The sequence below is a fragment of the Stenotrophomonas sp. CFBP8994 genome (assembly GCF_034044835.1).
Classification (GTDB): Bacteria; Pseudomonadota; Gammaproteobacteria; order Xanthomonadales; family Xanthomonadaceae; genus Stenotrophomonas; species Stenotrophomonas rhizophila_A.
Genome location: NZ_JAXCWT010000005.1, coordinates 18,579 through 30,139 on the forward strand (window position 1 = coordinate 18,579; position 11,561 = coordinate 30,139).

Here is an 11,561-nt window from a genome sequence, read left to right on the forward strand (position 1 = left end):
AGGTATGCTGTAGGGCGAACGCGTAGGGACACGCCATGCGTGTCCGCGCTGAAACGATAAACCCGTAGAGCCACGCCCTGCGTGGCTGCACCACCCACCGAGGAATGCATGGCAGGCGTAAAACGAGGTTGTCTCACCGTCCTGGCGGTACTGCTGCTCGGCGCACTGCTGCTGGCCGCCGCCGGCGCATGGTTCTGGCACAGCCAGAGCGGCTTCGCCGACACCGCCATCAGCCCCGACCAGCCCAGCGTCGTCATCGCCCCGGGCGATGGCCTGCAGACCGTCGTGCGCAAGCTGCGCGATGCCGGCGTGGATGAAGGCAACGACACCCAGTGGCAGCTGCTCGCGCGCCAGCTGGACGCGGCCGGCAAGCTCAAGGTCGGCGAGTACGCACTGGACGCCAGGCTCACCCCGCGCGAACTGCTCACCCGCATGCGCCAGGGCCGCACCCTGCAGCACCGCGTCACCATCGTGGAAGGCTGGAACATCCGCCAGCTGCGCGCCGCGCTCAAGCGCGCCGATCCGCTCATCCACAAAACCGACGAACTGGACGATGCCGCGCTGATGAAGGCGCTCGGCTTCCCCGGCCAGCACCCGGAAGGCCGTTTCCTGCCCGAGACCTACGTCTATCAGCGCGGCGATACCGACCTGGACGTGCTCAAGCGCGCCCACGCCGCCATGGAAAAGGAACTGGCCGCCGCCTGGGAAAGCCGCGCCGACGACCTGCCGCTGGATTCCCCGTATGAGCTGCTGATTCTGGCGTCCATCATCGAAAAAGAAACCGCGCTGCCCAGCGAGCGCCCGCAGATTGCCGGCGTGTTCGTGCGCCGCCTGAAGATGGGCATGCGCCTGCAGACCGACCCCACCGTGATCTACGGCATCGGCAGCAGCTACGACGGCAACATCCGCAAGCGCGACCTCACCACCGATACGCCGTACAACACCTACACCCGCGCCGGGCTTACCCCCACGCCGATCGCCATGCCGGGCCGCGACGCCCTGCAGGCCGCCGCACGCCCGGCCCCGGGCGATGCGCTGTACTTCGTGGCTGTCGGCGATGGCAGCGGCGCGCACGTGTTCTCGGCCAACTACACCGACCACAACGCCGCCGTGGCGCGTTACCTGCAGCAGCTGCGCCAGCAGCGCGCCCAGCCGCAGGCGGCACCGCAATGAGCCCCGCACTGCGCCGCCACCCGCGGTTCATCAGCCTGGAAGGCGGCGAGGGCGCCGGCAAGACCACCGCGCTCAACGCGATCCGCGCTGCCCTGCAGGCGCAGGGCTGTGAGGTGGTGCTCACCCGCGAACCCGGCGGCACCCCGCTGGCCGAGCGCATCCGCGCACTGGTGCTGACTCCGGATCCGGAAATCGCCGCAGAGCCGCTCAGCGCCGAAGCCGAGCTGCTGCTGGTGTTCGCCGCCCGTGCCCAGCACGTGCGCCAGGTGATCGAACCGGCCCTGCGCCGGGGCTGCTACGTGCTCAGCGACCGCTTCACCGATTCCAGCTACGCCTACCAGGGCGGCGGCCGTGGCCTGGAGCCGGCATGGATCGCCGAGCTCGAACGCCGCGCGGTGGGCCTGCTGCCCGGCCTGACCCTGCTGCTGGACGTGGACGTGGCCGTGGGCCGCGCGCGCGCCAACGGCCGCGACCTGTGGCCGGACCGCATCGAAAGCGAGCAGGACGATTTCTTCCAGCGCGTGCGCGCTGTGTTCCGCGAGCGCGCCACCCAAGACCCCACGCGGTTCCGCCTGATCGACGCCAGCCAGGACCAGGCCGGCGTGGCTGCCCAGGTCGTGGATGCCATCAACGCATACCTCACCAAGGAGGGCGGCAATGGCTGAGTTTTCCCCCTGGCAGCAACGCGCCTATGACCAGACCATCGCCGCGCTCGACGCTGGCCGGCTGGGCCATGGCCTGCTGATCTGCGGCCCGGCCGGGCTGGGCAAGCGCGAGGTGGCGCTGCGCATGGCCACCCACGTGCTGACCCGGGGCGAGCCGGCCGCCGCCCAGCGCGCCGCCCAGCTGATCGCCGCCGGCACCCACCCGGACCTGCAGCTGGTGTCGTTCATTCCGAACAAATCCGGCGACAAGCTGCGCACCGAGATCGTGATCGAACAGGTGCGCGAGATCTCCCAGAAGCTCTCGCTCACCCCGCAGTACGGCATCGCCCAGGTGGTGGTGGTGGACCCGGCCGACGCCATCAACCGCGCCGCCTGCAATGCCCTGCTCAAGACCCTGGAAGAGCCGCAGCCCGGCCGCTACCTGTGGCTGATCAGCAGCGACCCGGCGCGCCTGCCGGCCACCGTGCGCAGCCGCTGCCAGCGCCTGGAATTCAAACTGCCGCCGCGTGAGGAAAGCCTGGCCTGGCTGCAGGCCCAGGGCCACAGCGAAGCCAGCGCCCGCGAAGCGCTGGATGCGGCCCGGGGCCACCCCGGGCTGGCCGACGACTGGCTGCGCAACGACGGCCTGGCCCTGCGCCGGCAGGTCGCCAGCGATCTTGAGGCACTGGTGGCCGGGCGCGCGGGCGCGGTGGAACTGGCCCAGCGCTGGACTGCCGATGACCACGCCGCGCTGCGCCTGCGCCACGCCGCCGATCTGGCGTTGGCCCAGGCCACCGGGGGCGGCTTGACCGATCCCGAGCGATTGCACAAGCTGGGCGCCTGGTTCGACGCCGCCAACCGTACCCGCGATCTGTTGCGCACCACCGTGCGCGCCGACCTGGCGGTGGTGGAATTGTTGTTGGCCTGGAACAAGGTCAACGAGCGGCACGCAAAGGGGAATAGAGCATGAGCGCCACCAACGCCCGCCAGGGCATCCTGTCGCTGGCCGTCAAGGACAAAGCGTCGCTGTACAGCGCGTACATGCCGTTCGTGAAGAACGGCGGCATCTTCGTACCCACGCCCAAGCGCTACTTCCTGGGCGATGAGGTGTTCCTGCTGCTGACCCTGCCCGACTCCAGCGAGCGCCTGCCGGTGGCCGGCAAGGTCGTCTGGGTGACCCCGGCCGGTGCCCAGGGCAACCGCGCGGCGGGCATTGGCGTGCAGCTGGCCGATGGCCAGGAAGGCGAGAACGTGCGCAACAAGATCGAGACCGCGCTGGCCGGCACCCTGAACTCGGACAAGCCCACGCACACGATGTGAAGAAATTTACGCAAACCCGTTGACGCAAAATTTTGCCGCCCTATAATGAGCGGCTCAGCAGCATCGGGCGGTTAGCTCAGCGGTAGAGCATTGCCTTCACACGGCAAGGGTCGCAGGTTCGAACCCTGCACCGCCCACCATATAAGGCCCTGATAAATCGGGGTTTACGATCAAGCCGGCCTAGCGCCGGCTTTTTCGTAAATGCAGTCTGAGTGCAACGTGCCGATCTAGGTCGGTGTAGGGACCCTTCCCACAGGTCTATCCGTTCCGATGGTGTGGATTTGCCGAAAGGGAATTTCGGAAGCGTAAAGGGGGCGATGAAGTTCGTACTTCAAGCTCATGTAAGTCACGAGCGCTCGACCTCGCGAGTTTCTTTGCCGTCGAGGGTTAATTCTCTGCCCCGCTTCCCGTTGTCTTTCAGGGCGACCTTGAAGAAGACGGCTACGTCGCTGAGGGGAACGTCTTGGTTCTCCTCGGCCGCCCCAGACTAAGTCGAGCACTTCTGCGCGGCCTGATCCATAATTTCGCCCTCCATGAAGCCTCCGAACATTCGGGGGCTTTTTTCGTACTTTCGATAGAGAATGCAGCATGGAAGCATACCCAACTCAGGAAGCCGGCCATGCACAATGAAGTCGCGTCAGATCTCGTACCGCACAAAGAGGTAGAGGACTACTTGAACGCATATTTGGCCGCCAAGATCGATCAAGGCTCCGCAGTGTTGATAGCCGGCGGCTGGGGAAGCGGAAAAACAGAGTTCATCAAGCGGTTTTTTCAGCGCCCAGCATGGAAGAAATCTTCTCAGCCGGCGCCTCTGACAGCGAGTTTCTTCGGGGCAAAAGATGAGGCTGCCATATCTGACCAGTTCCTTTCTCAGCTCTATCCAGCTCTGAATTCGACATACGGCAAAGTTCTAGGGACTGCCGCATTTAGGTTGGGCAACACACTAATCTCCGCTCAAACAGGCGCCTCTGCACTTGAGCAATCGGACATATCGGCTGTTCGCGAATGGGCTGCTCATCCGAAGAAGCGCATCGTGGTCTTTGACGACTTGGAGCGGGCTACGTTTGGCGTTGACAGGGCGCTATCGCTGATCAATGGATACGTCGAGACCGATGGTCTCCGGGTGATCGTTATTGCAAACGAATCGGAAATTGCCTGCGATACGTACAGCAAGTGGAAAGAAAAAGTGGTAGGAAAGACGCTCAACGTTAGAGCTGAGCCGGAAAGTGTTATCGAGGCGGTAGCGCACGCTTTGCCGCACGGTGCGGTGAAGGGATATCTCACGCGCAATCCAAGTCGTGTGGCGGAAGTGTTGGAGGCCAATGGCAGCATCAACTATCGAAGCTTCAGAATGCTTATGGGTGATGCGCACAGGCTGGTGGATCGCGTGGATCAGCGTCTTGCCGAAAGTGCGCATGGTCTTGAATCCGTAATTCTATTTTCGATTGCCATAGGTTCAGAGTTTCGTGCGGGACGTTTGGCCGCCGAAGAGATTGCTGGCTTGAAAGGAACCTCTCGTAGGCACATCAAGGCGAGAGAAGAATGGAACGCCAGGGATGTCTACCTCGACGGACTGGAGGCGCGCGTTAGAGCGATTGGAGCCTTTGAGTCTGTAGTGCCCCCCAGGTTGCTAGCGCCGCTTTGGTCGTCCGGAGCGTTGCAAGTGGCTGCGATTAACGAGGCTATCGCAATTGATCCCGCCGTTGTCGGTCAGGCCGCGGCGCCGGCGTGGCGAAGAATGTGGGAACTATTTGGCATGTCTCGTGCGGAATACGAGAATGCCAAAGTTGAGTTAGAAGGTCAGATCTCAGATGCGCAAATACTTAAGTTTGGCGAACTACTTCATGTTGTCGGGGTCTCTCTACTTCTTGAGCGGTGGGGCGTCTACTTAATGGAAGGAAAGGCTACCCTAGAGTGGCTTTCTGAGTACATATCGCGTGAAGATGTGGGCTCAAAGCTCATAGGTGCAGAAGCGCGCTATGGCGCAAGTGAAGGGTACGGAAACCTAGGATTTCACGAACGAGACGCAGAGGATTTCAAGGTTGCAATGGGTATGGTGGTTGCGGCGGCTGCGCATGCAGCAATCGCGAATGCGAAGGTCATGCTTCCGGAATACATGAAGCAGATCGGAGCTGGCGACTACTCGTCCATATATGCGTTTCGCCTTGGTAACCTAGTGCCCAAGCCTGTTCCATGGCTTCAGCATTTGGATCCCGAGTGGCTCGTCTCCAAGGTAGTCAATGATGGGGCAATAGTTCGAGATCTGGTCGCCGCTATCTTCTCGCGCTATGACTCCGATTTAGACGGGTGGCTGAAAGACGAGTGGCCGTGGTTAGTTTCCTTCCGTCGCGAACTTAGAGGCGCTGTTCGTTCACTTCCGTCACCCCAGCGGCAAATTTGTACCGCCATCCTCAGAGGCAACTTGGAGCGCTGTAGGGGACGCGTCGTCGCGTGCTACAGGCGGACACTGGGCTGAGTTGCCAGCGTGCTCAACAGGCTTGAAGCGCCGTATGGACTTGGGCAAAGTCAATACGGCGCTTGGACCTGATCGCCGGTTACCAGCGCGAGGTCGCGGATCCGAAGTACGCTGGCCCGGACTCCAGGTGCTCTTCGGGACACCGCCTGCTGGTCCCTTCCTTCTGGCCAGTCGGCCAGCAGCACTGCTGGATTCGCTTCGCCGCGGCGAGGAATGCTCTTCCCCTCAGCAGCGGCTTGCCGGATGTATGCCTCTTCTTCGTGTTCGAGCTGCAACTGCTGCGCTTCGAGCTTCTCCCTCGTAGCGTCATCGGCGACTGTCAGACCTCTTTCATAGAGCGCCTTGACCTCTGCGTAGAGGTGAGCCCGGATGACTTCGGGGAAGAACTTGCAGGCGTAGCGGTGGCTGTCCTCTGGATACATCGACACAGGCTCACCGCCGCCTTGCGCGAACGCAGATGGCTTCACGCGCACGGATGCCGCCATCGATTGGATATGACGGTCTACAGCGGCGAGGGCGCCGACCTTCGGTAGAGCGCCCTGCCGTAGGATGCCGATCTGCTCTGCCAGCGCGTAGATCTGCGCACGAATGCGAGTCAAAGTAGGGTGGGCATCTTTCATCGTCATCTCGGGTTAGCTGCTCAGGCCCCAATCGGCCAGAGTTTGCTGCAGGTGTGCTTCTGCCGCCTTGAACGCGGCAACGTCGCCGGTTGTCCGCTCGGTCTCCTCCTGGGCGTCCGACACCACGGCATCTACCGCGTCGATCGCTGCAAGGTGCCGGCACAGCTCTGCGAGTCGTTTCTCCCGGTGGACGTCCAAGCCTTTGCCAGGTGCTGATCGGTCTTGTCCGAGGGTTACTTGCCGTCCACTGAAGCTCTCCGCCTCCGTATGGATCTGCTGTTCGATCTCCTTTCGCTGATCGCGGAGTTGGCGTCGTCTGTCACTCAGCGCTCGGCGGGCGGCGAAGTGAAGTTCGCTGCGGATTCGCAACTGTTCGAGCTTGATAAGCGTCTGGGGTACGTCGGCGGAATTGTCGATCACTGTCGGCTCCTGGGCGAATCGGTAAAGGCGGAAAGCCGCTCGGGCCTGGCCGCGAGCGCCCGCTGGAACGCGGGTAGGCATCGCAGTGCCTCCGAGAGGAGCTCTGCTGGCGGCACGCCAGCTGCTGCCGCGGCATCGCAAAGCGCATCGCTGACAACCTGGGGAAGGTCAAGCTCAATTCGGGGCATGGCATCAGTCCGAGTGGACGGATCCATTTGAACCTGGCCGGGCAGGATTGACCGAGCGTCAGTGCGCAGGAACGTGGACTTCCTGGCCGGGATCCCGTGGGATCCAGCTGCCTGGCTGAAATGCACAGGTCGCACAGCTCTAAACCCGCACTTTCCGCCGGGGAAATCGCGAGTTTCGGGGGACCTGTGGTGGAGCATCCCTATGGGCCGAAAAACTGTCGCGGACCGGGGTCCGAATTCCCCCCCCCGGTGGCTGTGCATAACCTCCAGGGACCCCGCCCATTCAGGTGCGCGTCCCTATCACTCGAGTCCTGCCCTGCTCAGCAACGCAATGGCCGCGGGGGAGAGCGGCGCCGTTTGGTGACGGGCGGATGAGCTCATATTGCTGTTTGGAATTCCGCTGTAGTATTTCTTAGCGCCGTCTCGGGGCGGCCTGTTCGGGCGCGACGGAAGATGTGCTCGTGGGAGGGCTAAGGAGGAGGTCTAATGGAACAAGATTCTGACGACAAGCCACAGGTAGAGCAGGACGACGCCGATTGCACGGTGCATACACATCCCGTACCGGCAGGGGAGTTGAGCCGCTATAGCGTGTATGGCGATCCTCACGCTGAGCAGGACATTAGGAACTACGTTGAGGGCCAGGCACGCGAGGCTGTGCATCATGTTGAGCGTGTAAAGCAAGAAGTCGTGCTGGGTCAGCTGTACGAGATATGGGACGTCACGTCCGAAACTGATCGGTGGTGGGTTGTCACCAATCTCACCAACCTCTACTCACAGAAGCACTTTCCGAGTCTTGATTACACCCTTTCGTTCCACATCGGGCTGATGGCGCGGATGAGTGATCGATCCGGCCGCGTGGACGCTGATGACCCGTCGCCCTTTGACGAGGTCGTTCGTAGAATGGATCAGGCGCAAGCTCGGCTCGGTCACGCTGTGGAGGCGGAGGATTACCAAGCTGTGGGCATGCAGCTGCGCGAAGCGCTCATTTCACTGACGAATGCAGTGCGGCGTCGGGTGACAGTGCCTGAGGGCACCACTGCTCCTCAGGCGGCCAACTTCATTGCCTGGTCCGAGCTCTTGTCCCAACTGCTGTGCCCGGGCGGTAGCAATCGCGAGTTGCGGCAGCACCTGAAAGCCGGTGCGAAGGAGGCTTGGCAGTTGGTCAGCTGGCTCACTCACCATCGCAATGCCTCTTCGCTTCCTGCTTCCATCGCGTTTGAGTCCTGCGGGACTGTCGTTGGCAACTTCATTCAGGTGACCCGAAGCGCTGAATCGGGTCAGATCGAGCGGTGTCCGGTGTGTTCTTCACAGAACATGCGAACGCATTTTGATATCGATATCCCGCCAGACGGGCAGTATTTCTCTAGCTGTGGGGCATGCCAGTGGGATAACCATCCTGGCGATGAGGCGGCTTCGGCGGATGCTGGCACCTGTTCCGAACCAGCTGAAGGATCTGGTTAGGTGGCGGCGAGGACCTAGCTTAAGCGTTAAGCGTGCCTTGGTTCCGGTACGTGCCGCTGGGCGGGTACGTGGCCAACTACCGGCCGGTAGTTGGCTGGCATCTTGCGTCGACCTAACAACGCGGCGTGGAGCGCTCGTTAGTAGGGGCGCCTCCATGCTGTTTGAGGCTCTCTTCCCTCCGCGATCCAAGAAAGCACGTCACCCAACTAGCACCACAGCGTTTTGGCCTGGTGGAACAAGCGAGGTTCTCTACCTTCCAGCCTCCAGCGCCTCAAGCGTCTGATAGGGCATGGAACCAAGGTGGAGGGGACGTCGGGCGGCGCGCGGATTGCCATGACGCACTGGGCGCACCAGTGCTTCTGGCTGCTCGGAGTAGGGCGGCACCTCGACCAGACGTCTGGCCAAGATCCTTTGCGGGACATGTAGCTTGCTTGCACTGCATCGGTTAGAAGGCCGACCAAGAGGCGGAGCGAAGCCGCGTATCGACGCGACCACCGGACAGGTTGCGTTGTATCGCGTATCGGTATACGATACATTTGCACAGGCAAAGGAGATGCCGATGATCAGATCGTTCGCAGACAAGGACACGGAAAAAATTGCCCACGGGAAGCGGGTAAGGGCTTGGGTCAACATTGAAAGGCAGATTCAACGGAAGCTTCAGTACCTGAAGGCGGCTGCTGAGCTGAGGGATTTAGGGTCTCCGCCCGGAAACATGCTGGAAGCATTGAAGGGTGATCGGCTCGGGCAGTACAGCATCCGGATAAATGATCAGTACCGAATCTGTTTCAGATGGCAAGGTAATGATGCTTACGATGTGGAAGTTGTCGATTACCACTGAAGGTCGACGTCCGTACCCCTCGGCCGATCAATCCGGACCTTGAAAGGAGGCGCTTGGGGTAAAAACCCCCAGCGGTACCCATAGATATGAAAAGCGCAAACGCGAAGAACACTACCAACGTGCTTCCGCCGGTCCACCCGGGTGAAATTCTGGCGGAGGAATTTCTTTCTCCCCTTGGCATGTCTGCGCGTGCTTTGGCTGCGGCAATTGACGTAACCCCGGCACGCATCTCGGACATCATCGCCGGTCGCCGTGGTATCACCGCCGACACGGCCTTGCGGCTTGGACGCTACTTTGGCACAAGCGCGCAGGTGTGGCTGAATCTGCAGACGAACTACGATCTGGAAATCGCCAGCCGCGAGCTAGCTGAAACGATCGAACATATCCGCCCTCGTGCCGCTTGACCGCTAGGTCATCCGCGGAAGCTACCGCTTCCCCATCATTGAAAGTTTGAGTTCCAGCGACAGGCAAGGGGGGCTTTGCCGGAAAGGAGTGGCGCTTACGGGCGGCGCAGGGCGCCGGGTGCTTTGACCCGGGAAAGGGCGCTGCCAGCTGTTTTAGCGCCCTTTGTTGTCGTGTACGAGCGACCGCTGACAACAAAGGTATCGGCACCGGATGCGGAGCGAGTGGCAAGGACATTGGTAGCCAAGATGCGCGCGGTCCTCCTGTCCGCGAACGCTTCCTTGGCGGCAGCGCTGAATGTGGCTTCTGCGCTCAGGCTTTTCATGAGCTGGTCTCCGTGACGTCCCCATTGTAGCTCTCGTTTCCAGCAGTGGACCGCAGGCAAACAGTTCAGCGGTCTCGCGGTCAACCAGTCAGGTCGCCCGCCTGCCGCCACAGCGCACTTGCAGATCAAATCAACAGCTCCCCGACGAGCGAATTCCTTCGGAATCGGATGTCGGATCTTGCACAAGCACGACAGGTGGCGGCTGGGGCCATCTGCAGCGCTGTGAGTCTCCAAAAAACTCAGATGCAACGTCGCAGCCATGATTCCAGCGGAGCTTGCCATGGTTCCAAGTGCGAAACGGTAGATTCCGACATGCTCCAGGCGGGGTGCTCGATGTTTTCATGCGTGTTTGGCGAGCCGCTCAAGTGATGAAGTGTGAGCTTCATCAACGGATCAATGCATAGTCGAGGTCGCTTGCGTCATCACTTAGGTTCCGTCTACCAAGATCGGCAGATCAAGTGATACAAACGATTTCCCAGCATCCGCATCATCCTGCATGGTGTTGTACAGAGCCTAGAAACTCTTGAAGGTACAGAATGTTGGACGTCCCGTTGTCGGGAGGGTGGCTAATACAACACCCTCGTGGAAATACGCCCGCCGGTTCCTGTAGCTTCACGGTTTCTAGCCTCCCGACGCTCTTGTCACTCCGACGAGAGCCACACGTGCCGGAGGTCCAACATGTTTAGATCGCGGGCTGTTACGCCCTACGAAGACGAACTGCGCCCCAAGCGCAAAGCCTTTTCCCGCCCGCCAAGCGCTTACAGGATGTGTGGGCATTTGTACGAACTGCCTGGCGGGATCGGGCGCTACGAACGCGTTCCTTGTCTCAAGCTGACTGGCCGCTGGTTGCGGGATGTCGGCTTCGAGATCGGTGCCAGGGTGGCCGTTGAGGTGAAGGAGGGCTCCATCATCCTCACGGTGATCGAAACGCCGCCGCCGGTGGCTCCGAAGGTTCCCTGCCAAGTGCAGCGGGAGCTGGCCCACGCAGGGAGGTTGTCATGAGCAGGCGCGTACTCATGCGGGCGAAGATGGAAGACACCTTGCGCGCCAACTTCCAGGCTGCAGCGGCGCGCAATTTCCTGCCTGCAGCCACGGTGCTGCGGCAACTGATGCAGGCGTACGTGGCGGTGCAGGGCGCGCCTGCCGATTCCGTGGCAAGGCGGCCTGGCAACGCCGTGCCGGTTGCTGCCGAGGCGGTGGCGAGGCTGACGCGGCCGCTGCACATGCAGCGCGACGAGCGGGATGTCGAAGCGCTGTTCCAGCGGCAGTGCCAATGGAAAGACAGCGTCTTTGGTGGCGTGTCGGGAGGAAACACCCATGGCTGAGCACGAGCGTCAGAAACGGTACGTATCGCCGGCGCGAAGGGAGGCACTGCGCATCTGCGCCGGCATGCTGGTCAGGTTGGTGGATGTGGTGGAAGGCTGCCACCGGCTCACGTTGCTGCGGCGCGCGGCAGGCGTTGACGAATGGGACAGGGACTTCGCCGTGTTCGCTGAGATGTCAGAAGAGTTCGACCGCCTGGGTGCTTGGGAAGGGCGCAGGTACTGGTCGGAAGAAGAGCTGGCCAAGGCGGTGCCGGATGGCAGGGAGATAGCCGCTCGGGCACGGGCCATGACGGAACGAGGGTGCCATTCTGTGGTGCGGCGGGTGGTTGCTGAGGCGGAGGGCTGAAAGCCGTAGAATCCGGATTCCAA

Annotated in this window: 14 protein-coding genes and 1 tRNA gene; 12 read left to right on the forward strand and 3 right to left on the reverse strand. The window is 61.8% G+C overall.

The genetic code is table 11. The annotated features are described in order from the left end of the window. Positions 1-108 precede the first annotated feature (108 nt). The 6 genes from mltG (at position 109) to SOM39_RS14350 (ending at position 5,613) form a co-directional block, all read left to right on the forward strand. Positions 109-1,173: an endolytic transglycosylase MltG gene (mltG, locus tag SOM39_RS14325; RefSeq protein WP_320458709.1), complete on the forward strand. Its 1,065-nt coding sequence runs from the start codon at positions 109-111 to the stop codon at positions 1,171-1,173. Next, complete coding sequence (tmk, locus tag SOM39_RS14330) at positions 1,170-1,838, forward strand: dTMP kinase (protein WP_068849645.1); 669 nt, start codon at positions 1,170-1,172, stop codon at positions 1,836-1,838. Before mltG ends, tmk begins: the two co-directional genes overlap by 4 nt. Further along, entirely contained in the window at positions 1,831-2,787 is a 957-nt protein-coding gene (locus SOM39_RS14335; RefSeq protein WP_184124998.1) for a DNA polymerase III subunit delta', read from the forward strand. The genes tmk and SOM39_RS14335 overlap by 8 nt, the downstream gene beginning before the upstream one ends. After that, a complete protein-coding gene (locus SOM39_RS14340) occupies positions 2,784-3,137 on the forward strand; it encodes a PilZ domain-containing protein (RefSeq protein WP_068849648.1) in 354 nt (117 codons plus the stop codon). Before SOM39_RS14335 ends, SOM39_RS14340 begins: the two co-directional genes overlap by 4 nt. A gap of 65 nt (positions 3,138-3,202) precedes the next feature. After that, positions 3,203-3,277 (forward strand) — tRNA-Val (locus SOM39_RS14345). 479 nt (positions 3,278-3,756) lie between these two features. Then, positions 3,757-5,613 (forward strand): P-loop NTPase fold protein, encoded by a 1,857-nt coding sequence (locus SOM39_RS14350; protein ID WP_320458710.1) that lies wholly within the window; start codon positions 3,757-3,759, stop codon positions 5,611-5,613. Between the two features lie 50 nt (positions 5,614-5,663). Here the strand turns inward: SOM39_RS14350 and SOM39_RS14355 are convergent, their stop codons facing one another. Continuing rightward, positions 5,664-6,233 carry a hypothetical protein gene (locus tag SOM39_RS14355; RefSeq protein WP_320458711.1) on the reverse strand — a complete coding sequence of 190 codons (570 nt, stop codon included), beginning with the start codon at positions 6,231-6,233 and terminating at the stop codon, positions 5,664-5,666. Positions 6,234-6,245: 12 nt separating this feature from the next. Further along, positions 6,246-6,653 carry a hypothetical protein gene (locus SOM39_RS14360; RefSeq protein WP_320458712.1) on the reverse strand — a complete coding sequence of 136 codons (408 nt, stop codon included), beginning with the start codon at positions 6,651-6,653 and terminating at the stop codon, positions 6,246-6,248. A 674-nt stretch (positions 6,654-7,327) separates the two neighbouring features. On the opposite strand from SOM39_RS14360, the gene SOM39_RS14365 reads away from it, so the two are divergent. From SOM39_RS14365 to SOM39_RS14375, 3 genes are all read left to right on the forward strand, one after another. Beyond that, on the forward strand, positions 7,328-8,302 hold the full coding sequence (locus SOM39_RS14365; protein WP_320458713.1) for a hypothetical protein: 975 nt from the start codon (positions 7,328-7,330) through the stop codon (positions 8,300-8,302). A gap of 559 nt (positions 8,303-8,861) precedes the next feature. Next, complete coding sequence (locus SOM39_RS14370; RefSeq protein WP_320458905.1) at positions 8,862-9,140, forward strand: type II toxin-antitoxin system RelE/ParE family toxin; 279 nt, start codon at positions 8,862-8,864, stop codon at positions 9,138-9,140. A gap of 86 nt (positions 9,141-9,226) precedes the next feature. Beyond that, entirely contained in the window at positions 9,227-9,544 is a 318-nt protein-coding gene (locus tag SOM39_RS14375) for a HigA family addiction module antitoxin (RefSeq protein WP_320458714.1), read from the forward strand. A 95-nt stretch (positions 9,545-9,639) separates the two neighbouring features. Here SOM39_RS14375 and SOM39_RS14380 read toward each other — a convergent pair whose 3' ends face one another. Next, a complete protein-coding gene (locus tag SOM39_RS14380) occupies positions 9,640-9,867 on the reverse strand; it encodes a hypothetical protein (protein ID WP_320458715.1) in 228 nt (75 codons plus the stop codon). A 777-nt stretch (positions 9,868-10,644) separates the two neighbouring features. On the opposite strand from SOM39_RS14380, the gene SOM39_RS14385 reads away from it, so the two are divergent. Genes SOM39_RS14385 through SOM39_RS14395 form a run of 3 tightly spaced genes read left to right on the forward strand, consistent with a single transcriptional unit; the run spans position 10,645 to position 11,538 of the window. Continuing rightward, on the forward strand, positions 10,645-10,869 hold the full coding sequence (locus tag SOM39_RS14385; protein ID WP_320458716.1) for a SymE family type I addiction module toxin: 225 nt from the start codon (positions 10,645-10,647) through the stop codon (positions 10,867-10,869). A gap of 14 nt (positions 10,870-10,883) precedes the next feature. Beyond that, positions 10,884-11,192 (forward strand): hypothetical protein, encoded by a 309-nt coding sequence (locus SOM39_RS14390; protein ID WP_095363691.1) that lies wholly within the window; start codon positions 10,884-10,886, stop codon positions 11,190-11,192. Further along, positions 11,185-11,538, forward strand: a complete 354-nt coding sequence (locus SOM39_RS14395; RefSeq protein WP_320458717.1) for a hypothetical protein — start codon at positions 11,185-11,187, stop codon at positions 11,536-11,538. The genes SOM39_RS14390 and SOM39_RS14395 overlap by 8 nt, the downstream gene beginning before the upstream one ends. Positions 11,539-11,561: the final 23 nt, after the last annotated feature.